Annotated in this window: 21 protein-coding genes; 10 read left to right on the top strand and 11 right to left on the bottom strand. The window is 66.1% G+C overall.

What is annotated here, in order from left to right; translation table 11 throughout:
• Positions 1 to 96 precede the first annotated feature (96 nt).
• From lspA to WIX39_RS10635, 3 genes are all read right to left on the bottom strand, one after another.
• On the bottom strand, positions 97 to 609 hold the full coding sequence (lspA, locus tag WIX39_RS10625; RefSeq protein WP_081265729.1) for a signal peptidase II: 513 nt from the start codon (positions 607 to 609) through the stop codon (positions 97 to 99).
• Positions 609 to 3,458: an isoleucine--tRNA ligase gene (gene ileS / locus WIX39_RS10630; RefSeq protein WP_409195022.1), complete on the bottom strand. Its 2,850-nt coding sequence runs from the start codon at positions 3,456 to 3,458 to the stop codon at positions 609 to 611. The genes lspA and ileS overlap by 1 nt, the downstream gene beginning before the upstream one ends.
• A 132-nt stretch (positions 3,459 to 3,590) precedes the next feature.
• On the bottom strand, positions 3,591 to 4,628 hold the full coding sequence (locus tag WIX39_RS10635) for a bifunctional riboflavin kinase/FAD synthetase (RefSeq protein ID WP_106935469.1): 1,038 nt from the start codon (positions 4,626 to 4,628) through the stop codon (positions 3,591 to 3,593).
• A gap of 166 nt (positions 4,629 to 4,794) precedes the next feature.
• Here WIX39_RS10635 and WIX39_RS10640 point away from each other — a divergent pair, with 166 nt between their 5' ends.
• Positions 4,795 to 5,355 (top strand): HNH endonuclease, encoded by a 561-nt coding sequence (locus WIX39_RS10640; RefSeq protein ID WP_081265732.1) that lies wholly within the window; start codon positions 4,795 to 4,797, stop codon positions 5,353 to 5,355.
• Between the two features lie 2 nt (positions 5,356 to 5,357).
• Here the strand turns inward: WIX39_RS10640 and WIX39_RS10645 are convergent, their stop codons facing one another.
• From WIX39_RS10645 to WIX39_RS10660, 4 genes are all read right to left on the bottom strand, one after another.
• Positions 5,358 to 6,146 (bottom strand): enoyl-CoA hydratase, encoded by a 789-nt coding sequence (locus WIX39_RS10645; RefSeq protein ID WP_106935468.1) that lies wholly within the window; start codon positions 6,144 to 6,146, stop codon positions 5,358 to 5,360.
• Positions 6,147 to 6,159: 13 nt separating this feature from the next.
• Positions 6,160 to 7,527, bottom strand: a complete 1,368-nt coding sequence (locus tag WIX39_RS10650) for an alpha/beta fold hydrolase (protein WP_106935467.1) — start codon at positions 7,525 to 7,527, stop codon at positions 6,160 to 6,162.
• Between the two features lie 123 nt (positions 7,528 to 7,650).
• Positions 7,651 to 8,766, bottom strand: a complete 1,116-nt coding sequence (locus WIX39_RS10655; protein WP_409195023.1) for an acyl-CoA dehydrogenase family protein — start codon at positions 8,764 to 8,766, stop codon at positions 7,651 to 7,653.
• A gap of 12 nt (positions 8,767 to 8,778) precedes the next feature.
• Positions 8,779 to 9,960 (bottom strand): acyl-CoA dehydrogenase family protein, encoded by a 1,182-nt coding sequence (locus WIX39_RS10660; RefSeq protein ID WP_081265736.1) that lies wholly within the window; start codon positions 9,958 to 9,960, stop codon positions 8,779 to 8,781.
• 129 nt (positions 9,961 to 10,089) lie between these two features.
• On the opposite strand from WIX39_RS10660, the gene purN reads away from it, so the two are divergent.
• Together purN and WIX39_RS10670 are read left to right on the top strand one after the other, a co-directional pair.
• The gene (gene purN / locus WIX39_RS10665; RefSeq protein ID WP_081265737.1) at positions 10,090 to 10,686 is read left to right on the top strand and encodes a phosphoribosylglycinamide formyltransferase; all 597 of its coding nucleotides are present in this window, start codon (positions 10,090 to 10,092) and stop codon (positions 10,684 to 10,686) included.
• 36 nt (positions 10,687 to 10,722) lie between these two features.
• Positions 10,723 to 11,049, top strand: coding sequence for an I78 family peptidase inhibitor (locus tag WIX39_RS10670; protein WP_106935464.1), 327 nt, complete (start codon positions 10,723 to 10,725; stop codon positions 11,047 to 11,049).
• Positions 11,050 to 11,088: 39 nt separating this feature from the next.
• Here WIX39_RS10670 and WIX39_RS10675 read toward each other — a convergent pair whose 3' ends face one another.
• A complete protein-coding gene (locus tag WIX39_RS10675; protein WP_106935463.1) occupies positions 11,089 to 11,325 on the bottom strand; it encodes a DUF1653 domain-containing protein in 237 nt (78 codons plus the stop codon).
• A gap of 51 nt (positions 11,326 to 11,376) precedes the next feature.
• On the opposite strand from WIX39_RS10675, the gene WIX39_RS10680 reads away from it, so the two are divergent.
• From WIX39_RS10680 to WIX39_RS10690, 3 genes are all read left to right on the top strand, one after another.
• Complete coding sequence (locus WIX39_RS10680) at positions 11,377 to 13,230, top strand: M48 family metallopeptidase (protein WP_106935462.1); 1,854 nt, start codon at positions 11,377 to 11,379, stop codon at positions 13,228 to 13,230.
• Positions 13,231 to 13,271: 41 nt separating this feature from the next.
• On the top strand, positions 13,272 to 14,543 hold the full coding sequence (locus WIX39_RS10685; protein WP_106935461.1) for an RsmB/NOP family class I SAM-dependent RNA methyltransferase: 1,272 nt from the start codon (positions 13,272 to 13,274) through the stop codon (positions 14,541 to 14,543).
• Between the two features lie 132 nt (positions 14,544 to 14,675).
• Positions 14,676 to 15,890 (top strand): DesA family fatty acid desaturase, encoded by a 1,215-nt coding sequence (locus WIX39_RS10690; protein ID WP_081265742.1) that lies wholly within the window; start codon positions 14,676 to 14,678, stop codon positions 15,888 to 15,890.
• Between the two features lie 132 nt (positions 15,891 to 16,022).
• Here the strand turns inward: WIX39_RS10690 and rpmG are convergent, their stop codons facing one another.
• From rpmG to trxB, 3 genes are all read right to left on the bottom strand, one after another.
• Positions 16,023 to 16,196, bottom strand: coding sequence for a 50S ribosomal protein L33 (gene rpmG, locus WIX39_RS10695; RefSeq protein ID WP_007830291.1), 174 nt, complete (start codon positions 16,194 to 16,196; stop codon positions 16,023 to 16,025).
• 11 nt (positions 16,197 to 16,207) lie between these two features.
• Complete coding sequence (gene rpmB / locus WIX39_RS10700) at positions 16,208 to 16,441, bottom strand: 50S ribosomal protein L28 (RefSeq protein ID WP_081265743.1); 234 nt, start codon at positions 16,439 to 16,441, stop codon at positions 16,208 to 16,210.
• Positions 16,442 to 16,612: 171 nt separating this feature from the next.
• On the bottom strand, positions 16,613 to 17,572 hold the full coding sequence (trxB, locus tag WIX39_RS10705; protein WP_081265744.1) for a thioredoxin-disulfide reductase: 960 nt from the start codon (positions 17,570 to 17,572) through the stop codon (positions 16,613 to 16,615).
• Positions 17,573 to 17,752: 180 nt separating this feature from the next.
• Between trxB and WIX39_RS10710 the strand changes: the two genes are divergently transcribed.
• The 4 genes from WIX39_RS10710 (at position 17,753) to WIX39_RS10725 (ending at position 23,092) form a co-directional block, all read left to right on the top strand.
• Entirely contained in the window at positions 17,753 to 18,427 is a 675-nt protein-coding gene (locus WIX39_RS10710; RefSeq protein WP_409195024.1) for a Crp/Fnr family transcriptional regulator, read from the top strand.
• A gap of 97 nt (positions 18,428 to 18,524) precedes the next feature.
• Complete coding sequence (locus WIX39_RS10715) at positions 18,525 to 20,972, top strand: DNA translocase FtsK (protein WP_106935460.1); 2,448 nt, start codon at positions 18,525 to 18,527, stop codon at positions 20,970 to 20,972.
• Between the two features lie 208 nt (positions 20,973 to 21,180).
• Positions 21,181 to 21,780 carry an outer membrane lipoprotein chaperone LolA gene (gene lolA / locus WIX39_RS10720; RefSeq protein ID WP_409195025.1) on the top strand — a complete coding sequence of 200 codons (600 nt, stop codon included), beginning with the start codon at positions 21,181 to 21,183 and terminating at the stop codon, positions 21,778 to 21,780.
• 19 nt (positions 21,781 to 21,799) lie between these two features.
• A complete protein-coding gene (locus WIX39_RS10725; protein WP_081265748.1) occupies positions 21,800 to 23,092 on the top strand; it encodes a replication-associated recombination protein A in 1,293 nt (430 codons plus the stop codon).
• The last annotated feature ends 239 nt before the right edge of the window (positions 23,093 to 23,331 follow it).

Here is a 23,331-nt window from a genome sequence, read left to right on the forward strand (position 1 = left end):
TTGTTATGACATCGCCTGAAAGGGGGAAAAACCCGAAGGGCCTGGGCGAGGGAAAAGCCCAAAGAAGAAGGGGCCCCGCGGGGCCCCTGAGTAAACCTACTTGCCCCGGCGAACCCGCCGGATCTCGTCCAGGATCAGGCAGATGGCCCCGAGCGTGATCGCACTGTCCGCGGCATTGAATGCAGGGAAGTACCAGTTCCCCGCGTGGAAGCTCAGGAAGTCGACCACGTAGCCGTGCATCATCCGGTCGACCACGTTGCCGATGGCGCCGCCCAGGATGCAGGCCATGGAGAACGAAAACAGCTTCTGCCCCGCGTGCGACTTCAGCATCCACACGATGAACACCGCCGCCGCCACGCCGATGGCCGTGAACAGCCAGCGCTGCCAGCCCGAGTGATCCGCGAGGAAAGAGAAGGCGGCCCCCGTGTTGTGCGCGCGCACGACGTTGAAGAAGCTCGTCACGTAGGTCGCGTCGCCGAGCTTGTAGTAGCCCAGGATCAGCGTCTTGGTGAACTGGTCGATGATCACGATGATCACCGCCAGCCCCAGCCAGGGCCAGATGCTGCTGCCGCGCGAACGCGAGGCCGACATGGAGCGGGCGGCGGCCATCAGGCAAAGCTCCGCGATTCGCCGGCGCCGAACAGGTTGCTGGTGCAGCGCCCGCAGATTGTCGGATGGGCCGCATCGTGGCCCACGTCGTCGCGGTAGTGCCAGCAGCGCTCGCACTTCTGCGCGGCGCTCGGGGTCACCACCGTCGACAGCGTCTCGCCGGCCGCCAGCGCGATGGCCGAGGTGATGAAGACGAACTTCAGGTCGTCGCCCAGCGTATCCAGCAGCGCGAAGTCGCCGGCCGGTGCCGTCAGTTGCAGGTTGGCCTGCAGCGACGAGCCGACCTTGCCTTCGGCGCGGACCGTCTCGATGTCCTTGTTCACCACGTCGCGGATCTCGCGGATGCGGTTCCACTTGGCGAGCAGGGCCTCGTCGGGCGCGTCGAACTTGCTGTAGGTCTGCGTGAAGATCGATTCGCCCGGCTTGCCGGTGCCCACGAACTTCCACGCCTCTTCGGCCGTGAAGCTCAGGAACGGGGCCATCCAGCGCAGCATGGCTTGCGAGATGTGCCACAGCGCCGTCTGCGCGCTGCGCCGTGCCAGCGAGCCCGGGGCCGTCGTGTAGAGGCGGTCTTTCAGGATGTCGAGGTAGAAGCCGCCCAGGTCTTCCGAGCAGTAGATCTGCAGCTTGGCCACCACCGGATGGAACTCGTACACCTTGTAGTGCGCGAGGATCTCGGCCTGGAACTGCGCCGCGCGCGACAGCGCGTAGCGGTCGATCTCGAACAGCTGGTCGAGCGGCACGCCGTCTTTTTCGATGTCGAAGTCGCTGGTGTTCGCGAGCAGGAAGCGCAGCGTGTTGCGGATGCGGCGGTAGGCATCGACCACGCGGGCGAGGATCTTGTCGTCGCCGGCGATGTCGCCCGAATAGTCGCTCGCGGCCACCCACAGGCGGATGATTTCCGAGCCCAGCTTGTTGCTGATTTCCTGCGGGTCGATGCCGTTCTTGAGCGACTTGCTCATCTTGATGCCCTTGGCATCGACCGTGAAGCCGTGCGTCAGCAGGCCGCGGTACGGCGCGCGGTCTTCCAGCGCGCAGGCGATCAGCAGCGACGAGTGGAACCAGCCGCGATGCTGGTCGTGGCCTTCGAGGTACAGGTCGGCTTCCGGCCCCGTCTCGTGGTGCACCGTGGGGTGCGTGCCGCGCAGCACGTGGGAGAAGGTCGAGCCCGAGTCGAACCACACCTCGAGGATGTCGGTGCTCTTGGTGTAGTGCGGTGCGTCTTCGGCGCCGAGGATTTCCTCGACCGTGACGCGGCTCCAGGCCTCGATGCCGCCCTTCTCGACGATGTCGGCGGCCTGGTCGAGGATTTCCATGGTGCGCGGATGCAGCTCGCCCGAGTCCTTGTGCAGGAAGAACGGGATCGGCACGCCCCAGCTGCGCTGGCGGCTGATGCACCAGTCGGGCCGCCCGGCGATCATGTCGTGCAGGCGGGCCTTGCCGTTCTCGGGGTAGAAGCTGGTCTGCTCGATGGCGTCGAGCGCGGTCTGGCGCAGCGTCTTGGGCGCCTTGTCCTTGGTGAACACGCCTTCGCCCTCGTCCATGCGCACGAACCACTGCGCCGCGGCGCGGTAGATCACCGGCGTCTTGTGGCGCCAGCAGTGCGGGTAGCTGTGGGTGATGGTCTCGGTGGTCAGCAGGCGGTTGGCATCGCGCAGCGCGGCGATGATGACCGGCACGGCCTTCCAGATGTTCTGGCCGCCGAACAGCGGGAAGTCGGGCGCGTAGCTGCCGTTGCCCTGCACCGGGTTCAGGATGTCGTCGTATGCCAGGCCGTGGGCGATGCAGGAGTTGAAGTCGTCCACGCCGTAGGCGGGCGAGGAGTGCACCAGGCCCGTGCCGTCGGTGGCGGTGGCGTAGTCGGCCAGGTAGATGGGCGACAGGCGCCTGTAGCCGGCGTCCGCGTCATACAGCGGATGCTCGAATTCGAGGCCGCCCAGCTTCTCGCCCTTGACCGTGGCCAGCACCTTGCCGTCGAGCGCATAGCGCGTCATGCACATCTCGACCAGCGAGTTGGCCAGGATCAGCAGGCCGCGCTCGGTATCGACCAGCGAGTACTCGAGCTCGGGGTTGAGGTTGATCGCCTGGTTGGCGGGGATGGTCCACGCGGTGGTGGTCCAGATCACGGCGAAGATGTCGCCCAGGATCGTGTGGTCGGTGCCGAAGGCCTTGAGCACCTTCTCGCGCTCGTGCGCCTTGAAGGCGACGTCGATGGTCTGGCTCTTCTTGTCGGCGTATTCGATCTCGAACTCGGCCAGCGAGGAGCCGCAGTCGAAGCACCAGTACACCGGCTTCAGGCCGCGGTAGACGAAGCCGCGCTCGATGACGCGCTTGAACACGCGCAGCTCGCCGGCCTCGTTGGCGAAGTCCATGGTCTTGTAGGGATGGTCCCATTCGCCCAGCACGCCCAGGCGCTGGAAGTCGGCCATCTGCTGTGCGATCTGCCCGGTGGCGAAGGCGCGGCTCTTGGCCTGCATCTCGTCGCGGCTCAGGTTGCGGCCGTACTGCTTTTCGATGGCGTTCTCGATCGGCAGGCCGTGGCAGTCCCAGCCCGGCACGTAGAGCGCGTCGTAGCCTTCGAGCTGGCGCGCCTTGGTGATCATGTCCTTGAGGATCTTGTTCACCGCGTGTCCCATGTGGATCTGGCCGTTGGCGTACGGCGGGCCGTCGTGCAGGATGAACTTGGGCGCGCCGTGGCGGGCGTCGCGCAGGCGGTGGTAGCGGCCTTCGTCGTTCCATTCCTTCACCCAGCCCGGTTCGCGCTTGGGCAGGTCGCCGCGCATCGGGAAGGGGGTGTCGGGCAGGTTCAGCGTGGAGCGGTAATCTTTGGGGGAAGCAGCGTCAGACATGTTGGGGTGCGAAGCAGAAGGCTTCTAGGGGGCTTCGACAGGCTCAGCCCGAACTGCATGAAGCGTGTCGGTGCGGAAGGTATAGCCGTTCGCCCTGAGCTTGTCGAAGGGCGGCAGCACGGGCGTGCAGGGCTAAATTCGGTCGCGCGTGGTCTGGCGGTGGGTTTCGGCGTGGGTGGACGCAAAGAACGCACGTGCGTCGCGCCCATCCTTCGCGATGCCCGCTGTGAGGGCCTCGAGGCTGGTGTAGCGCAATTCGTCGTGCAGTTTGTGCAGGAGTTCCACGCGCACGATTTTACCGTAGGCCCCTTCGGTCCCCAGATGCGAGGGCCACTCCAGGCAATGGGTTTCCAGCAGAACCCGCCCGCCGTTGACGTCGTTGGCGTCCAGCGAGGGGCGCACGCCCAGGTTCGCCACGCCCGGCAGCGGCTGGTAGGCCAGCCCGTGGACCAGCACCGCGAAGATGCCGCTGGCGGCCGGCTTCCAGTGCTTGAAGCGCAGGTTGAGGGTGCGGAAACCGTCGTCCAGGCCCGGCGCCGATGCACCCAGCGCGCGGCCGAGCTTGCGGCCGTGGACCACGTGGCCGGAGATCGTGTAGGGCCGCCCGAGCAGCGTCTGGGCGTCGGCCATGCGGCCTTCGGCCAGCGCCTCGCGCACGGCGGAACTGGAAACCCGCAGGCCGTGCACCTCGTAGCTGTTCATGCGCGCCACGTCGAAGCCGCGGGCGTCGCCTGCCGCGTCGAGCATGGCGTAGTCGCCGGCCCGCTTGGCGCCGAAGCGGAAATCGTCGCCCACCAGCACATAGCGCGCGCCCAGGCCGTCGACCAGCACGTTCTGGATGAATTCTTCCGGCGTCTGGGAAGCCAGCCGGCTGTCGAACGGCAGCACGATGGTCTGTGCCACGCCGCAGGCGGCCAGCTCGCTGAGCTTGTCGCGCAGCGTGCCGATGCGCGCCGGCGCCAGGTCGGGCTTCTTGGTGAGCGCGGCGAAGTAGTCGCGCGGATGGGGCTCGAAGGTGAGCACGCAGCTCGGCAGCCCGCGCTGGCGGGCCTCGGTCTGCAAGAGCGCGAGCATGGCCTGGTGGCCACGGTGCACGCCGTCGAAATTGCCAATGGTGAGGGCGCAGGCGGGGGCTACGCCCGGGTGCCGGAAGCCGCGGAAAACCTGCATCGGTGAGTATCTTTTTGATAGCGCCTTTCGCCCGTCGATTGGGCGAATCAGGCCGATTTGTCACAAAGCCGGTATATTGTGACGCAGTGCGTTGATCGGCGTGGGTCTGCAACGCGCTCCGTGTCCCTGGTCTTTCCGTGTTCTCTCACTTTTCGAGGAGGCGTGTGTGAAGGTCTTGAAGCTGTCGGCCCAAGGGCTGCCCCAGTCATGGATTTCGCTGGAACAGGCGGTGATCCACTATGCGGCGGACGAAGTTCGCTGGGAAGTGGGCGCGCAGGTGGCTGTGTTCCGTGGCGGCCACAACGCCATCACGGGCGAGCAATCGCAGATCGCGATCAACAGCATCATCGGCACCAAGGGCGTGCCGCGCATCAATCCCTTCACGCAGCGGCCGGGGCTGACCAACAGCAAGCTGTTCTCGCGCGACCGCAACGTCTGCGCCTACTGCGGCGGGCACTTCCATGAAGACGAGCTCACTCGCGAGCACATCATTCCCTTTGCCCAGCGGGGCATCGACACCTGGATGAACGTGGTCACGGCCTGCAAGCCGTGCAACCACCGCAAGAGCAGCCGCACGCCCGAGCAGGCCGGCATGCCGCTACTCTACGCGCCGTACGTGCCCAGCCTCTGGGAAGACTTCATCCTGCGCAACCGGCGCATCCTGGCCGACCAGATGGAGTTCCTGATGGCGCACCTGCCGCAAAGCTCGCGGCTGCACGACACCTAGCTTCAGCGCTTCCAGGAAGGCGGGCGCTTCTCGATGAAGGCCTGAACGCCTTCCAGCGCGCTCTCGTCCATCATGTTGCAGGCCATGGTCCGGCTGGCGTCTGCCAGGGCGGCCTCGATGCCGGTTTCGAGCTGGCGGTAGAACAGGGCCTTGCCCAGCGCCAGCGCCTTGCGCGGCTTGGCGACGATGCTCGCCACCAGCGCCTCGACGGCCGCGTCGAGTTCAGCGGATGCCGCCACCCGGTTGACCAGCCCCTTCTCGCGCGCTTCTTCCGCGCCAATGAATTCGCCCGTCACGAGCATCTCGAAGGCTTCCTTGCGCCCGAGGTTGCGCGACAGCGTGACGCTGGGCGTGGCGCAGAACAGCCCCACGTTCACGCCGCTGACCGCGAAGCGGGCTTCGCTCGATGCCACCGCCAGGTCGCACACGGCCACCAACTGGCAGCCCGCCGCGGTCGCGATGCCGTGCACGCGCGCGATCACCGGCACGTCGAGCTTCTGGATCGACAGCATCATCGCCCCGCAGCGCTCGAACAGCTGCCGGTAGTAGCCGAGCGATGGTTTGGCGCGCATTTCTTTCAGGTCATGGCCGGCGCAGAAAGCCTTGCCGGCTGCCGCGATGACGACGGCGCGCACGCTCTCGTCGGCTGCGATGCCGGCCAGCGCCTGCTCCAGCGCGCCCAGCATGCCTTCCGACAGCGCGTTGAACGAGGCCGGGCGGTTGAGCGTCAGCGTGACAACGCCGCGCGCGTCGCGCGACTGCAGCACGAAGGGGGCGGCGGAGTCGGTCATGGCGGGTGCCTCTTCAGTAGGTCAGCTCGAGCACCGTCACGTGCTCCTGGGCGGCCGGCCACGTCAGGCCGGTGATGCGCTCGCCGTTGAATTCGCCCGCCACCGCGCGCGGCGCGCCGCCGCCCTCCAGCCGCAGCCTGGAGGTGGCCACGCCCGCGCCCTTGGGCGGCACGCCGGGAGGCGGGCTCTTGCCGTCGAAGCGCATGGTGTCGCGCTGGGCATCGAAGTAGCCGCGCGGACGCGTGAAGACGACGACGGAGCTCGCACCGTTGTCGGCCGGCGTGATGCGCTCCGGCCGCAGGTGCACGAAGCTGCCGCTGCGTGGGAAGGGGCTGCGGTAGATGTGCGTGGTGCCGTAGCCCGGTGCGCTCAGGACGAATTCATAGGCGGTGTCGCCGCGCGCGTTGAACGGGCCCCAGCGGCCATCGGCGCCGACCGGCTTGGTGTGCACGGCCTCGCCGCGCCGCGCGCCGGTTGCCGGGTCCACGGCATACACCGTGACCTGCGCGCCGTTCAGCGCGAGGTTTTCGGCGCCGATCGCCCGGCCGTCGAGCACGACCTTGGTGTCCGGCACCACGGCGGTGGTGCGCGGTGCTTCTCCGGTCAGGAATTGCCATGTGGCCGCGAATGCCGCGGGCGAGAAAGAAGTCTCGCGGTGATCCACGCGCGGCAGCACGACGTTGGTCGCGCCCTTGAGCGCAGGGCCGTCGAAGCCGATGTTGGTCGGCTTGCCGGGGGCGCCGATCCACACGCCGTCGGGCTGCGCGTACTTGTCGTTGTTGTCGGAGCGCAGGGTCATCCACGTCACTCCTGGTGTGACTTCCTGGCCGTCCGGACCTTTGGGCGCATTGAGCTGCTGCATGAAGCCCGACAGCCCCGAGAACTCGTTGTTCTCGCGGAAACCCTTCACCGCCCAGATGCCGTGCGCCGGGTTGCCGCCCAGCACCACGTGGCTCACCACGGCCGCGCCGCCGCCGTTCTGCACGTAGGTGCGGATGGTGTTGCCGCCGCGCGAATTGCCGATCAGCACCACCTTGGCGGCGCCCGTGGCCTTCAGCACCTTGTCGACCTGCGCCTTGAGGAACGCCGCGGATTCGGCCGTCGAACTGCGTCCGGGCTGGGCCACGGCATCGTCGTCGCGCGCGAGCGGGTTCGGCTGGTCGAAGGCAAACAGCCGGTCGGCCGGCCAGCCGTTGGACTCGAAACGCCAGATCGTCGTCTGCCAGAGCGCGGCCGAATCGCCGTTGCCGTGGACGAACACGACGGGCGGCCGCTCTGCATACGACGGCGAGGGCGATGAAGAGGTGGCGCAGGCGGTCAGCATGGCGGTGGCGGCGGTCCCGATGACGGCCATAGCTAGAAGGGTGCGGCGGGATTGCATGTTTCGTTCCTGGGGCTGGAGTCCACGTGAAAACGCCCGTCGGCGCAAGGCGGGCGGGCGTTGGATGCTATCGGAACACCGTGAAACCGGCGTTGCCGGATTGCGGGTGTGTCGCCGTCGTCGTCAGGCGAAGACGCCGGCGGTGTCCTGCATGCGGGCCGACACTTCACCCAGGTGGTGGAGCGTGTCGCCGAAAGTCAGCTCGAGCTGCGTGAGCTTGCGGAAGTAGTGGCTGCCGATGTATTCGTCGGTCACGCCGATACCGCCGTGCAGCTGCACCGAGTTCGCGGCCACGTAGCGCATGGAAACGCCGAGCTGGTACTTGGCGCGTGCCAGTGCCTGGCGGCGTTCGTCGGCCGGGGCGTTGAGCTTGAGCGTGGCGTAGTAGCTCATCGAGCGCGCCAGTTCGAGCTGCATCTTCATGTCGGCGACACGATGGCGCAGCGCCTGGAAGGTCGAGATGGTCACGCCGAACTGCTTGCGCTGGTTCATGTAGTCGACGGTGAGGGCCACGGTCTTGTCCATCACGCCCACTGCCTCGGCGCAGGTGGCGGCAATGCCGACGTCCACCGCGTATTCGAGCGCTGCCAGGCCGTCGAGCGCGACCAGCGTGGCGTCGGCCTTGTCGAACACCACCTCGGCCGCGCGGCCGCCGTCCTGCGTGCCGTAGCCGCGGGCTTCGACGCCGCTGGCGCTGCGTTCGACGAGGAAGAGGGCGATCTTGCCGTCGACCTTGGCGGGCACGAGGTAGGCGTCGGCTTCGTCGCCGACCGGCACCACGCTCTTGGCGCCGTTCAGCGACCAGCCGCTGCCGCTCTTCGCGGCGTGGGCGTCGCACACGTCCAGGCGGTAGCGCGCCTTGCGCTCCTGGTAGGCCAGCACCACGATGGCCTGGCCGCCGGCGATGCGCGGCAGCCAGCCTTCCTTGGTGTTCGCGTCGGCATAGCCGCTGAGCACCGCGCCGGCGATCAGCGTCTGCGCGAAGGGCTCCAGCACGATGCCGCGGCCGAGTTCTTCCATGACGACCATGCCGGCCACCGGGCCCATGCCCAGGCCGCCGTCGTCTTCGCTGATGTAGAGGCCGCCCAGGCCGAGTTCGGCCAGTTCGTCCCAGGCTTCCCGGGAGAAGCCGCCCTTGGCCTCGATGCCGCGGCGGCGCTCGAAGTCATAGCCCTTGTCGACCCACTTGCGAACGGCGTCGCGCAGTTGTTCCTGGTCGTCGGAAAAATTGAAATCCATGTTCGTGTCTCCTCAGCCCAGAACCGTCTGCGCGACGATGTTGCGTTGCACTTCGTTCGAGCCACCGTAGATGGTGGTCTTGCGCATGTTGAAGAAGGTCGACGTCAGCGGCGCGAGCGCCGGGTTGCCGCCCGGGAAGTCGCCTTGCCAGCCGGCTTCCATTGCCTCGCGGATCAGCGGCAGCGAATAGGGGCCGCCTGCCAGCATCATCAGTTCGCTGTAGCGCTGCTGGATCTCGCTGCCGCGGATCTTGAGCAGGCCGGCCACGTCGAGCGAGTTCTTGCCCGAGGTGGCGGCCGACAGCACGCGCAGCACCATCATCTCGAGGGCGACGATGTCGACTTCGAGCTTGGCGATCTCGTCGCGGAAGCGCTGGTCTTCGTACACGCCTTCGCTCTTGGCGATGCGCTTGAGGCGCTCGAGCTCGCGCTTGGCGCGGTTCACGTCGGCGATGTTGGTGCGCTCGTGCGAGAGCAGGTGCTTGGCGTAGGTCCAGCCCTTGTTCTCTTCGCCGATCAGGTTTTCGGCGGGCACTTCGACGTTGTCGAAGAACACCTCGTTCACTTCATGGCCGCCGTCGAGCAGCTTGATCGGGCGCACGGTGACGCCGGGCGACTTCATGTCGAGCAGCAGGAAGCTGATGCCGGTCTGGGGCTTGCCCTCGTTGCTGGTACGCACGAGGTTGAACATCCAGTCGCCGTACTGGCCGAGCGTGGTCCAGGTCTTCTGGCCGTTGACGATGTATTTGTCGCCTTTGCGCTCCGCCTTCGTCTTGACCGAGGCGAGGTCGGAACCCGAGCCGGGCTCGCTGTAGCCCTGGCTCCACCAGACTTCGCCGCTGGCGATGCCGGGGAGGAAGCGCTTCTGCTGTTCGGCATTGCCGAAGGCCATGATCACCGGTGCCACCATGACGGGGCCGAACGGAATGATGCGCGGCGCGCCGGCCAGTGCGGTTTCTTCCTCGAACAGGTGGCGCTGCACGGCGGTCCAGCCCGGGCCGCCGAATTCCTTCGGCCAGCCGTAGCCCAGCCAGCCCTTCTTGCCGAGGATCTTGGCCCAGCCTTGCAAATCGTCGCGCGTCAGCTCCAGCGCGTTGTGCACCTTGTGCGAAATCTCTTGGGGAAGGTTTTCTTTGACCCAGGCGCGAACCTCTTCGCGGAACTTCTGTTCTTCGGGTGTGAAGCTCAAATCCATGCGTGCCTCGCTGTGTTGATCGGTTCACCGCAGACGCGGTGTGTCTCCGGAACCGTGAGTTTTAGCACGGTCGTGCTGTGAAACGGTGTCCGCGTCGCGACAAGCACGGCGCGGATAATCCCGCCTCCCATGAAGAACATCGTGATCCTGATCTCCGGCGGCGGCTCCAACATGGCGGCCATCGTGCGCGCCGCCGAACGCGACCGCTGGGCCGAGCGCTTCGGCGCCCGCATCGCCGCGGTCATCAGCAACAAGGCCGAGGCCGGCGGGTTGGCCATTGCCCGTTCGCACGGCATCGACACCGCCGTGGTGCCGCACACCGAGTTCGCGACCCGCGAGGCTTTCGACGAGGCCCTGGCGGCAGCCGTCGACGCCCATTCGCCCGCGCTGGTGGTGCTGGCCGGGTTCATGCGCATCCTGACGCCCGGCTTCGTCGGACGCTATGCGGGGCGGCTGATAAATATCCATCCCTCGCTGCTGCCCGCTTTCCCGGGGCTCCACACCCATCAGCGCGCCATCGAGGCGGGCTGCAAGGTGGCCGGCGTGACCGTCCACCAGGTGACGACCGAACTCGACCACGGCCCGATCCTGGCGCAGGCCGTGGTGCCGGTGCTGCCCGACGACACGGCCGCCACGCTGGCCGGCCGGGTGCTCGCGCAGGAGCACCTGTTGTATCCACGAGCGATCGCCGGATGGCTGGCTGATACATCGAGTCACAACCCGTAAAGTTGTTTTATATTCGCGGGTTTTCGGGAGTTCGAAGTGAAAACCAAATCGCTGCTGCTGACCGTCGCCGGCGCTGTCGCCCTGCTCGCGGGCTGCGCCGCCCCGGCCCCCGCACCCGCTCCTGCGCCCGCCGCGCCCGTGCCACCCCCGGCACCGGTCTATCAGTGCAACGCAGATGGTGCCCGCTTCGCGGTCGGCCAGCCGCTGACGCCGCAGCTGGAAGCCGCCGCCCGCGTGCGCGCCGGAGCTGGCGTCGTGCGGGTGCTGAAGCCCGGCGAGGCAGCGACGATGGAACTCAACGGCGGACGCCTGAACCTGGACGTCGATGCGCGCAACCGCGTGACCGAGGTCCGCTGCGGCTGACGCATTCCTTCAGAGCCGGCCCGGGCCGGGCCGTGATGGCTAGATCGGCGTGAATCTCCGCCGCGGCACGCCGTCTATCTCGACGGTCTCGCCGAACATCGCGGCAGGGCGGACCCAGAGTCCGTGGGCTCCATACAAGGCGCGGTACAGCGTCATCGGCTCCAGGGTCTCGCTGTGGCGGACGGTGCCGAGCACCTCGTATTCGCCGCCTTTGTAGTGGCGGTAGCGGCCGGGAGGTGTTTCGATCAGGGGAGGGAGGTCGTCGTCGTTGTTCAACGGGGGCTTCTTTCTTCAAAAACTGTCGTGGCTTGATTTGACGGGAGTCGGATGGATCGCGCTGATTTTGTTCACCTGGTTCGACTGAGCGAGCATGCCAGCGCGGACGACAGTGCGCGCTATCGACGCAGCGTGGCGGCCTTTGCCGCGCTCGGCTACCTGTGGGTGCTCGGCTGCCTGGGGCTCGCGGTGGGCCTCATCGCCTGGGTGCTGCTGCCGGTGCGCGAGGAACGTTTCACCTTCACCCGCGGCTGGCTGCTGCTGTTCGCGGGCGGCCTGCTCTGGGCCACGCTTCGCGCGCTGTGGGTGCGCTTCGACGAACCCGAGGGCGTGGAACTGCAGCGCGACGACGCACCCGCGCTCTTCGAGGCGCTCGACCGCATCCGGTCGAAGATCAAGGGGCCGCCGGTCCATCACGTCTACCTCGACGACGAATTCAACGCCAGCATCCGGCAGGTGCCGCGTTTCGGGCTGTTCGGCGGCGCCGTCAACTCGCTGAACATCGGCCTGCCGCTCCTGATGATGCTCGACCGGCGGCGGCTGCTGTCGGTGCTGGCGCACGAATACGGCCACCTGCGCGGCAACCACGGCAAGCTCAGCGCCTGGATCTACCGCACGCGGCTGTCGTGGCTCAAGCTCGATGCCAGCCTGCAGCGCGACGAGGGCGTGATGGCGCTGGTCTCGCAAGCCTTCTTCCGCTGGTACTTCCCGCGCTTCGCGGCCAAGACTTTCGCGCTGGCCCGCCAGGACGAATACGAGGCCGACCGCATCTCGGGCCGGCTGCTGGGCACCTCGGTGGCCGCCGCGGCGCTGACCGAGATCGCGATCAAGGGAAACTGGTACGCCAACGAGTTCTGGCCCTGGCATTGGGCGCGCGCCGAACGCGAGCCGCTGCCGCCGGGGCCGTTCGCCGCCCTGCGCAAGCGGGTGCGCACGCCGCCGGCCGACGATTTCGCGCGCCAGGCGTTGCGCGAGGCGATGCGCCGCGTGAGCGACCTGGAGGACACCCATCCGGTCCTGCGCGACCGGCTGGAGGCCCTCGAGCAGAAGGCGGTCTTGCCCGAATGGTCGGCGCGTCCCGCGCTGGAACTGCTGGCTGACCGGAAGAAATGGATCGAATATTTCGACAACCGCTGGTGCCGCGCCCACGCCGCCGACTGGAGGCAGCACCACGCCCACCGTGCGCGCATCCGCGAACGCATCGACGTGCTGGCCGCGCGCGGTGAGCGCAACACGCCGGACGAAATGGTCGAATGGGCCGATTCCGAGCGCCGCCTCAACCCCTCGGCGCCGGTGCGGATGCGCTACGAGAACGCCTTGCAGATCGCGCCCGAGCATCCCGGCGCGCTGCGCGGGCTGGCCCAGATGCTGCCCGCGAGCGACCGCGCGGCCCGGCTGGTGGTGCTCGAGCGGCTGCACGGTTCCGGCGCGGCCAGCCGCTGGTGGGCCGCCAAGAGCGCCGTAGCCTCGCTCGAAGACCCGGACGCCGGGCCGCACGACGAGATGGCGCTCAAGTTGTGGCGCGGCCGGCTCAAGGAAGCGGAGGAAGCCGAGGCGCGTGCCTGGGAAGAAATCACCGCCACGCCGTTCTTCAGCCAGATATCGCGCCATGACCTGAACGACTACGAACTGGGCGAACTGCGGGCCGACCTCGTGCGCTGCCTGCCGGCGTCGCGGGCCTGGCTGGTGCGCAAGAACCTTCGGGAATTTCCGTGGCGCCGTGCGTACGTCGTGTTCATCGAACTGCCCGGGCTGGACGACGAAGACCGCTGGCACATGTGCCGCCAACTGGAGCAGACGCTCACTTTGCCCGGCGCCACGCTGGTGCTGTGGGCGGGGCACTCGCCTACTTTGGAAGACATCGAGCGCGAGGCTTTCGGGGTGGTCTGGACGCGCAGCGCATAGCCCTTCAGTCCGCCGGCTCCGCTGGCTGAGACAATCGGGGCATGCACCCCAAAGCCCTGTTGGAGGCCACCGCCGATCTGGTCGGCCTTGTCCTGAAATTCGATCACCCGGCCGACCAGGTCGTTTCGCGGTTTTTCCGCGACCACCGCGAGTTCGGCCCGCGCGAGCGCGCGACGCTCGCCGAAACCGTCTACACCGTGCTTCGCAAGAAGCTTCTGTTCGACCATCTTTCGCCTTCGGGCACCGGCTCCAAGGAGCGCCGCATGGCGATCCTCGGCTTCTACGGCCCGCGCGATTTCCTGAAAAGCGCGCTCAACGACACCGAGAAACGCTGGCTTGACAACTGCGACGCGGTGAAACCCGACGACCTGCTCGAGCGCCATCGCCACAACCTGCCGGAATGGCTGGTAGCGCCGCTCAAGGCCCAGCTTGGCGACGGTTTCTGGCCGCTGGTCGAGAGCCTTCAGCAGCCGGCGCCGCTCGACCTGCGCGTCAATGCGCTGACCGATAAACGCGCGGACGTGAAGGCCGAGCTTGCGAAGGCTGCTATCAAATCGGAAGCAACGCCGTTCTCGCCCTGGGGCTTGCGAATCGAAGGCAAGCCGGCGCTGACCAAGCTGGACGCCTTTGCCCGCGGCGCCATCGAGGTGCAGGACGAAGGCTCTCAACTCCTGGCACTGCTGCTGGACGCCAAGCGCGGCGAAATGGTGGTCGATTTCTGCGCAGGCGCCGGCGGCAAGACGCTGGCCATCGGCGCGACGATGCGAAACACCGGCCGGCTCTACGCCTTCGACACGTCGGCCCACCGGCTCGACGCGCTCAAGCCACGGCTGGCGCGCAGCAAGCTGTCGAACGTGCATCCGGCTGCGATCGCCCACGAGCGCGACGACCGCATCAAGCGCCTGGCGGGCAAGATCGACCGCGTCCTGGTCGATGCGCCTTGCTCGGGACTGGGCACGCTGCGGCGCAATCCGGACCTGAAATGGCGCCAGTCGGCCAAGGCGGTGGAAGAACTGACGGTCAAGCAGGCCGCCATCCTACAGAGCGCGGCACGGCTGGTGAAATCGGGCGGACGTCTGATTTACGCCACATGCAGTGTGCTGCCGGAGGAAAACGAGGCCATTGCCGAGGCTTTTGGCGCCGCGAACCCTGATTTCGTGCCCGTGGACGCCGCTGAGCTGCTGCAAGGGCTCAAAGTGGAGGGTTTCGAGGCCCTGTGCGCGGGCGGCGAGGATGGCAGGCGCTATCTGCGGCTATGGCCGCATCGCCACTCGACGGACGGTTTCTTTGCCGCCGTATGGAACCGCAAATAGGGATTGCACTCCAAACTAGGGTTAATCAGCGCATTTCTTGAAGGTTTAAAGGGCTTGTTCTAGGCCCTCGCCTTTAAAATCGCGGGTTATCTGAAGGCTGCACCTTCGTGTGGCCATGGAGTACCTGACTCAATGTTGCTTCCTGACTCCGCCGTTTTGAACGCGGCCATCGAATGGCTCGGACACGGCCTGTGGGACATCGCATGGTGGCAAGTCGTGCTGTACACGCTCGTCACCACGCACATCACGATTGCCGCGGTCACCATCTTCCTGCACCGGACGCAAACGCACCGGGCCATGGATCTGGGCCCTATTCCCTCGCACTTCTTCCGTTTCTGGCTCTGGATCGGCACCGGCATGGTGACGAAGGAATGGGTTGCCATTCACCGCAAGCACCACGCCAAGTGCGAAACCCAGGACGACCCACACAGCCCGCAGGTCAAGGGCATCGACGAAGTGCTCTGGCGCGGCGCCGAACTCTATCGCGCCGAATCCCGGAACAAGGAAACGATGGAGCGCTACGGTCACGGCACGCCCGATGACTGGATCGAGCGCAACCTGTATTCGCGCTACAGCTGGCAAGGCGTGGGCCTCATGCTGATCCTGAACCTGGCGCTGTTCGGCACGCTCGGCATGGCCGTGTGGGCTGTCCAGATGCTGTGGATTCCCATCACCGCCGCCGGCATCATCAACGGCATCGGCCACTATTGGGGCTACCGCAACTTCGAGGCGCCCGACGCCAGCCGCAACATCATGCCCTGGGGCCTGATCATCGGCGGCGAAGAGCTGCACAACAACCACCACACCTACCCGACCTCGGCCAAGTTCTCGGTCAAGAAGTACGAGTTCGACATCGGCTGGATCTACATCCAGGCGCTGCAGAAGCTGGGCTGGGCCAAGGTCAAGAAGGTGCCGCCGAAGATGCTGATGGGCGACATCCAGCCCGTGGCCAATGAGAAGACGCTCGAAGCCGTCATTGCCAACCGCTACGAAGTCATGGCCGGCTATGCGCGCGAAATGCGCCGTGCCACCAGCCAGGAACTGGAAGCCCTCAAGAACAAGGGTGCCGACCTGTCGGTGCTCAAGGCTGCCAAGCGCTGGCTGCATCGCGACGACGACAAGGTGCCTGCTTCGGCCCGCACGCATGTCACCCAGGCTCGTGCCGCACACCCGGTGCTGGACAAGATGGTCACGATGCGCGAGGAGCTGCGTCAGCTCTGGATGAACACTTCGCAGTCGCGCGAGCAACTGGCAGCCGATCTGGCGGCCTGGTGCCACCGTGCGGAAGCCAGCGGCATTGCGGGTCTGCGTGACTTCTCGACGCGTCTGCGGGCCGCGCGCGCTTAACAACCGCTCTCGCCTCCAAATCAAAAAGCCGACCTCCGGGTCGGCTTTTTGCGTTCGTCGATTGCGATTCGACAGGCAACAAAAAACCCGCTGGGTAAGCAGCGGGTTCTTGTGTTGGGAACCAGGGCTGAATTACTTCAGCTTGATTTCCTTGTATTCGACGTGCTTGCGCGCCTTGGGGTCGAACTTCATGATCGACATCTTTTCAGGCATCGTCTTCTTGTTCTTGCTGGTCGTATAGAAGTGGCCGGTACCCGCGGTGGATTCCAGCTTGATCTTTTCGCGTCCGCCTTTGCTCGTTGCCATGATTCAGCTCCTTAAGCTTGGCCGCGTGCGCGCAGGTCTGCGAGCACGGAGTCGATACCGTTCTTGTCGATCAGGCGCAGCGCGGCGCTCGAAACGCGCAGGCGAACCCAGCGGTTTTCAGTCTCGACCCAGAAACGGCGGTATTGCAGGTTCGGCAGGAACCGGCGCTTGGTTTTGTTGTTGGCGTGGGAAACGTTGTTTCCGACCATCGGGCCTTTGCCCGTTACGTCGCATACGCGTGCCATGTGGACACTCTTTCTTGAACAGCTGGCACCGGCGCAATCGTGGCGATTGCAGGTGTTTTGCAGCTTGACCTCGCCAGAAACGGGTGGCGGTACCCCGACTTTGCCGCGACTCGTGAGAGAGCCCTGTTTCGGCAAAGCCTCGGATTATAGCCCTTTTGGAGGGCCCGCCTCTCAGAGCGTGCCGTCCTGTTCCAGGAAGCGCTGTGCGTCGAGTGCCGCCATGCAGCCGGTACCGGCGCTCGTGATGGCCTGGCGATACACGTTGTCCTGCACGTCGCCGGCGGCGAAGACGCCCGGAATGCTGGTCATCGTGGCAAAGCCCTGCAGGCCGGAACGGGTCAGGATGTAGTTGTCCTTCATTTCCAGCTGGCCCTGGAAGATGTCGGTGTTGGGATGGTGCCCGATGGCGATGAAGCAGCCCTTCAGGTCGATCTGCTCGGTGGCGCCGGTCTGCGTATTCTTGATGCGGATGCCCGTCACGCCGGTGTCGTCGCCCAGCACCTGGTCGAGTTCGCTGTGCAGCTTCAGCACGATCTTGCCTTCGGCGACCTTTTCCTTGACCTTGTCGATCAGGATGGGCTCTGCACGGAACTTGTCGCGGCGATGCACCAGCGTCACCTTGTTGGCGATGTTGGCGAGGTAGAGCGCTTCTTCCACGGCGGTATTGCCGCCGCCGATCACGCAGACCTCCTGCTCGCGGTAGAAGAAGCCGTCGCAGGTGGCGCATGCGGAGACGCCGCGGCCCATGAACTTCTGTTCAGAGTCGAGGCCCAGGTACTTCGCCGAAGCGCCCGTGGCGATGATCAGCGAGTCGCAGGTGTAGGTGCCGCTGTCGCCGGTCAGCGTGAACGGGCGCTTGCTCAGGTCGACCTTGTTGATGTGGTCGAACACGATCTGCGTCTTGAAGCGCTCTGCATGCTCCAGGAAGCGCTGCATCAGCTCCGGTCCCTGCACGCCATGAACGTCGGCCGGCCAGTTGTCGACCTCGGTGGTGGTCATCAGCTGGCCGCCCTGGGCGATGCCCGTGATGAGCAGCGGCTGCAGGTTTGCGCGGGCTGCGTAGACGGCGGCGGTGTAGCCGGCGGGGCCGGAGCCGAGAATCAAAACCTTGGCGTGTTGGGGAGCGGACATGAGTAGAAAACCTAGGATATACGCTGATTCAGCGTGTACATTTTCAGGGTGGTAGCGATATATATGGAGTATCACCGCCCGGTTCAACACCGGGTGAACGGTGTTTTCAATGCGCGCGATTGTAGTAATCCATTGGCCTGCCTTTTGGACCGCTCCGCGCGCTGTAGCAGGGATTGATAAATGTCGATGCTGTCCAACCTCGAATTGCTTCGGCGCGTTCCATTGTTCGCGTCGCTGACGGCCACGCAGTCCGCCAGCATCGCGGACGCGATCATCAAGAAGCGCTTCAAGCGCGCGGAAGTCGTCGTGGAGCAGGGCAAGAAGTCCGACGCGCTCTACATCATCCTGACCGGGCGTGCCCGCGTCACCAGCGCCGACAGCCGCGGCCGCGAGGTCATCCTGGCCACGCTGCATCCTGGCGACTACCTTGGCGAGATGAGCCTGATCGACGACGAGCCGCACTCGGCCACCGTGCGTACCGAGATCCAGTGCGACGTGCTCATGCTGGGCCGCGACGCCTTCGCGCGCTGCCTGCCCGATAACTCCTCGATGGCCTACAACATCATGCGTGGCCTCGTGCAGCGCCTGCGCCACGCCGACCGCAAGATCGAATCGCTGGCGCTGATGGACGTGTACGGCCGCGTGGCCCGCTCGCTGCTCGAGTTCGCCATCGAAGACGGCGCGGGCATCCTCAAGGTGCGCGACAAGATCTCCCGCCAGGATCTGGCCAAGATGGTCGGCGCCTCGCGCGAAATGGTGAGCCGCGTCATGAAGGACCTCGAGGAGCGCGGCTTCGTGCAGACCCTGGACGACGGGTCGATGATCGTCAAGGAACGGCTCCTGTCCCTGGCTTGAGCTTCCGGGGCCGGGTCCGCTGCGGGCGGCTCCGGCCTTTTGTTGTAGTGTTCGTGTGTCCGGCCCCCGATTTTCTGGACCGGGTGCCGCGTTTTTCATGACCTATTCGCTCAATACGCTTCAATCTTCCTCTGCCGCCGACGGGCAACCCGTGCGCACGCGCGCCATGCGCTTCGCCCACGAAATCACGCTGATTGCTGGATTCGCAGCGCTGCTGTTCTGGCTGCTTTCAATGCTGAGCTTCACGCTGTCCGATGCCGCGTGGTCGACATCGGGCACCGGGGGCGAAATCAAGAACTGGGGTGGCCGCTTCGGCGCCTGGCTGGCCGATGGCAGCTACTTTGCCGCGGGCTTTTCCGTGTGGTGGTGCCTTGCGGCCGGGCTGCGCGCGTGGCTGTCTTCGCTGGCCAGCTGGCTGCGCGGTGGCGAACCGACTTCGGCGGCCGAGCAGGCGCCGCGCGGCCGCTTCAACCGCAGCCGCCTCGCCTTCTGGTTCGGTCTTGCGCTGCTGCTGTGCGCGAGCGCGATGCTCGAATGGTCGCGCCTGTACCGTCTCGAAGGCCACCTGCCGGGCGGTGCCGGCGGCGGCGCGATTGGTGCCCTGGTGGGGCCGGCCAGCGTGCGCTGGCTCGGCTTCACCGGCTCGGCGCTGGTCGCCATCGCCGGCGGCGTGATCGGTTCGGCGCTGGTGTTCCGCTTCTCTTGGAGCCTGATCGCCGAGCGCATCGGCGCACGCGCCTATTCGCTCTTCGAGTCGCGCCGCGAGAAGCGCGAGATGGCCGCCGACATCGCCATGGGCAAGCAGGCGGCCCGCGAGCGCGCCGAGGCCGACGAGCCCGCGTTCACGCGCGGCGGCGGTGCGTCGGACATCAGGGGAGGCGAGCCGTCCATGTCTTCCGCGTCGTCGGCCTTCGCGGACGACGATGACGAAATCCGCATCGAGCCGCGGCCCAAGCGCCGCGTCCCTTCGCCGCCCGTGCAGATCGAGCCCGCGATGACCGAGGTGCCCAAGAGCGATCGCGTCGTCAAGGAGCGCCAGAAGCCGCTCTTCAAGGAACTGCCCGACAGCAAGCTGCCGCAGGTCGACCTGCTCGATGCCGCCCAAGTGCGCCAGGAAACCGTCTCTTCCGACACGCTCGAGATGACCTCGCGCATGATCGAGAAGAAGCTCAAGGACTTCGGCGTCGAGGTGCGCGTGGTGCTCGCTTCGCCGGGCCCTGTCATCACGCGCTATGAAATCGAGCCCGCCACCGGCGTCAAGGGCTCGCAGATCGTCAATCTCGCGAAGGACCTCGCGCGTTCGCTCTCGCTGGTGTCCATCCGCGTGGTGGAGACCATCCCGGGCAAGAACTACATGGCGCTCGAACTGCCGAACGCCAAGCGCCAGTCGATCAAGCTCAGCGAAATCCTGGGCTCGCAGATCTACAACGAAGGCAAGTCGATGCTCACCATGGGCCTCGGCAAGGACATCATCGGCAACCCCGTGGTGGCCGACCTCGCGAAGATGCCGCACGTGCTGGTGGCCGGTACCACCGGCTCGGGCAAGTCGGTGGGTATCAACGCAATGATCCTTTCGCTGCTCTACAAGGCCGAGGCGCGCGACGTCCGCCTGCTCATGATCGACCCGAAGATGCTCGAAATGTCGGTCTACGAAGGCATTCCGCACCTGCTGGCGCCCGTGGTCACCGACATGCGCCAGGCGGCCCACGGCCTGAACTGGTGCGTGGCCGAGATGGAGCGCCGCTACAAGCTCATGAGCAAGCTGGGCGTGCGCAACCTGGCCGGCTACAACACCAAGATCGACGAAGCCAAGGCGCGCGAGGAGTTCATCTACAACCCCTTCAGCCTGACGCCGGACGATCCGGAACCGCTCAAGCGCGAACCGCACATCGTCGTGGTGATCGACGAACTGGCCGACCTGATGATGGTGGTCGGCAAGAAGATCGAAGAGCTGATCGCCCGCCTCGCGCAGAAGGCGCGCGCCGCGGGCATCCACCTGATCCTGGCCACGCAGCGCCCCAGCGTCGACGTGATCACCGGCCTCATCAAGGCCAACATCCCGACCCGCATCGCGTTCCAGGTGTCGAGCAAGATCGACAGCCGCACCATCCTCGACCAGATGGGCGCCGAAGCGCTGCTCGGCATGGGCGACATGCTCTACATGCCCAGCGGCACCGGCCTGCCGATCCGCGTGCACGGCGCCTTCGTGAGCGACGAGGAAGTGCACCGCGTGGTGGCCTACCTCAAGAGCCAGGGCGAGCCCGACTACATCGAGGGCGTGCTCGAAGGCGGCACGGTCGATGGCGACGGTGACGGCGACATGCTCGGCGGCGGCGATGCCGAGAAAGACCCGATGTACGACCAGGCGGTGGAAGTCGTGCTCAAGAACCGCAAGGCCAGTATCTCGCTCGTGCAGCGGCACCTGAAGATCGGCTACAACCGCGCGGCCCGCCTGGTCGAGGACATGGAAAAGGCCGGCTTGGTCAGCGCCATGAGCGGCAGCGGCCAGCGGGAAATCCTGGTGCCGGCGCGCGCGGCCGAATAATTCGCGGGGACGAACCGGTATTTCAGGTTACGGGCTGAAAGGAAATTTGCAAAAAGCCATCCGGCATTGCAAATCTTCATCAAGACCTACACCTGCCGCAATTCGCGGCGGTTAGGGTCGAAGTCGAGTGTCACGCTCCGTGGCACAGCCCAAAAGCTATTGCGAGGAATTCAAATTGAAATTGCGTCATTGGCTATTGATCGGCCTCATGTGTTCCGCCAACGCGTGGGCGGGCGGGCTCGAGAGCCTCGGAACCTTCGTGAAGACGGTCAAGTCCGGCCGTGCCGACTTCGCCCAGACCGTGACCGCGCCGTCGCGCGAAGGCCAGCCGGGCCGCACCAAGACTTCGACCGGCACCTTCGAATTCCAGCGCCCCGGCAAATTCAAGTTCGATTACCAGAAGCCCTTCGCGCAAAGCATCGTGGCCGACGGCAAGACGCTGTGGCTCTACGACGCCGACCTGAACCAGGTCACGCAGCGCGCACAGGCTCAGGCATTGGGCTCCACGCCCGCCGCGCTGATTGCCGCCGCGCCCGACCTGAAGGCGCTGCAGGCCGATTTCACGCTCGAGGCCATGCCCGACCGCGACGGCCTGCAATGGGTCAAGGCCACGCCTAAGAACAAGGACGGCCAGCTGCAGAGCGTGCAGGTGGGCTTCCAGGGCGATGCGCTCGCGGCGCTCGAGATTCTCGACAGCTTCGGCCAGCGTTCGGTGCTCAAGTTCAACAAGGTCGAAGTGAATCCGTCGCTGCCGGCCGGTGTGTTCGACTTCAAGGCACCCGCCGGTGCCGACGTCGTCAAGCAGTAAGCCAGGACGCACCACGGGTTTGGCCACCAGCGCGCATCAACCCCTCGCCGAGCGCCTGCGTCCGCGCACGCTCGGCGAAGTGATCGGCCAGCAGCATCTGCTGGGGCCGGGCATGTCGCTGCGCATCGCGTTCGAGTCGGGCCAGCCGCACTCGTGCATCCTCTGGGGACCGCCCGGCACCGGCAAGACGACCATCGCGCGGCTCATGGCCGATGCGTTCGACGCGCAGTTCCTCAGCATCAGCGCGGTGCTCGGCGGCGTGAAGGACATCCGCGAAGCGGTGGACCTTGCCACCGCAGCGCGCGACGGGCTCACGCAGCAGCGCACCATCGTCTTCGTCGACGAAGTGCACCGCTTCAACAAGAGCCAGCAGGACGCGTTCCTGCCGCACGTGGAGTCGGGCCTTTTCACTTTCATCGGCGCGACCACCGAGAACCCGTCGTTCGAGGTCAACTCCGCGCTGCTCTCGCGTGCCGCGGTGTACGTGCTGCAGTCGCTCGACGAAGGCGATCTCAAGCAGATCGTGGCGCGCGCGCAGGACATCCAGGCCGTGCCCGCCATCGACGCTGCAGCGGTCGACCGCCTCGTGGCCTATGCCGACGGCGATGCGCGCCGGCTGCTCAACACCCTCGAGACACTGGCCGTAGCGGCGCGCGCCGAGAAGCTCTCGAACATCTCCGACGAATGGCTGCTGCGTGTGCTGGGCGAGCGCATGCGGCGCTACGACAAGGGCGGCGAGCAGTTCTACGACACCATCAGCGCGCTGCACAAGTCCGTGCGCGGCAGCGACCCCGATGCCGCCCTCTACTGGTTCGTGCGCATGCTCGACGGCGGCGCCGACCCGCGCTACATGGCTCGCCGGCTGGTGCGCATGGCGAGCGAGGACATCGGCCTGGCCGACCCGCGCGCGCTGCGCCTCGCGCTCGACGCGGCCGAGGTCTACGAACGGCTGGGTACCCCCGAAGGCGAACTGGCGCTGGCCGAGTGCGTGGTCTACCTCGCGATCGCGCCCAAGTCGAACGCGGTCTACAAGGCCTACAACGCAGTGCGCGCCCTCGTGAAGAAGGACAGCACGCGCCCGGTGCCCATGCACCTGCGCAATGCACCCACCAAGCTCATGAAAGAGCTCGACTACGGCAAGGGTTACCGCTATGCGCACGACGAGGAGGGCGGTTTCGCCGCCGGCGAGCGCTACCTTCCCGACGGCCTGGAAGGCCAGGTCTTCTACGAGCCGGTCGACCGCGGACTCGAGATCCGCATCGGCGAGAAGCTCCGGGAGCTGCGTCGCCTGAACGCTGAAGGCAACGACTGATACGGTCTTGCAACATGCACGCAAGCCGTGCATGTACTCACGCGCATACAGCATGAGGTGAGCGGGTAAACCCCGGTCAACACGCACCAAATCAGCGCTGGCGCGTGACTACAATCCCGCCCACAAATCCGCCGGCGACACATGTTGGCTGGTTTTTTGCTTATCAAGCTGGGGGCGCCAAACCGGTGCCCCGGTGGGTGAATGGCACCCCGCAACGGTGCAACACATAGGGAACGCGA

The organism is Variovorax sp. AB1(2024) (genome assembly GCF_037482385.2).
GTDB lineage: Bacteria > Pseudomonadota > Gammaproteobacteria > Burkholderiales > Burkholderiaceae_C > Variovorax.

Bases quoted from the DNA above. Each gene is read 5' to 3' on its own strand.
- lspA (WP_081265729.1), bottom strand. From the start codon at position 609: ATGGCCGCCGCCCGCTCCATGTCGGCCTCGCGTTCGCGCGGCAGCAGC.
- ileS (WP_409195022.1), bottom strand. From the start codon at position 3,458: ATGTCTGACGCTGCTTCCCCCAAAGATTACCGCTCCACGCTGAACCTG.
- WIX39_RS10635 (WP_106935469.1), bottom strand. From the start codon at position 4,628: ATGCAGGTTTTCCGCGGCTTCCGGCACCCGGGCGTAGCCCCCGCCTGC.
- WIX39_RS10645 (WP_106935468.1), bottom strand. From the start codon at position 6,146: ATGACCGACTCCGCCGCCCCCTTCGTGCTGCAGTCGCGCGACGCGCGC.
- WIX39_RS10650 (WP_106935467.1), bottom strand. From the start codon at position 7,527: ATGCAATCCCGCCGCACCCTTCTAGCTATGGCCGTCATCGGGACCGCC.
- WIX39_RS10655 (WP_409195023.1), bottom strand. From the start codon at position 8,766: ATGGATTTCAATTTTTCCGACGACCAGGAACAACTGCGCGACGCCGTT.
- WIX39_RS10660 (WP_081265736.1), bottom strand. From the start codon at position 9,960: ATGGATTTGAGCTTCACACCCGAAGAACAGAAGTTCCGCGAAGAGGTT.
- purN (WP_081265737.1), top strand. From the start codon at position 10,090: ATGAAGAACATCGTGATCCTGATCTCCGGCGGCGGCTCCAACATGGCG.
- WIX39_RS10680 (WP_106935462.1), top strand. From the start codon at position 11,377: ATGGATCGCGCTGATTTTGTTCACCTGGTTCGACTGAGCGAGCATGCC.
- WIX39_RS10685 (WP_106935461.1), top strand. From the start codon at position 13,272: ATGCACCCCAAAGCCCTGTTGGAGGCCACCGCCGATCTGGTCGGCCTT.
- WIX39_RS10690 (WP_081265742.1), top strand. From the start codon at position 14,676: ATGTTGCTTCCTGACTCCGCCGTTTTGAACGCGGCCATCGAATGGCTC.
- rpmG (WP_007830291.1), bottom strand. From the start codon at position 16,196: ATGGCAACGAGCAAAGGCGGACGCGAAAAGATCAAGCTGGAATCCACC.
- rpmB (WP_081265743.1), bottom strand. From the start codon at position 16,441: ATGGCACGCGTATGCGACGTAACGGGCAAAGGCCCGATGGTCGGAAAC.
- trxB (WP_081265744.1), bottom strand. From the start codon at position 17,572: ATGTCCGCTCCCCAACACGCCAAGGTTTTGATTCTCGGCTCCGGCCCC.
- WIX39_RS10710 (WP_409195024.1), top strand. From the start codon at position 17,753: ATGTCGATGCTGTCCAACCTCGAATTGCTTCGGCGCGTTCCATTGTTC.
- WIX39_RS10715 (WP_106935460.1), top strand. From the start codon at position 18,525: ATGACCTATTCGCTCAATACGCTTCAATCTTCCTCTGCCGCCGACGGG.
- lolA (WP_409195025.1), top strand. From the start codon at position 21,181: ATGTGTTCCGCCAACGCGTGGGCGGGCGGGCTCGAGAGCCTCGGAACC.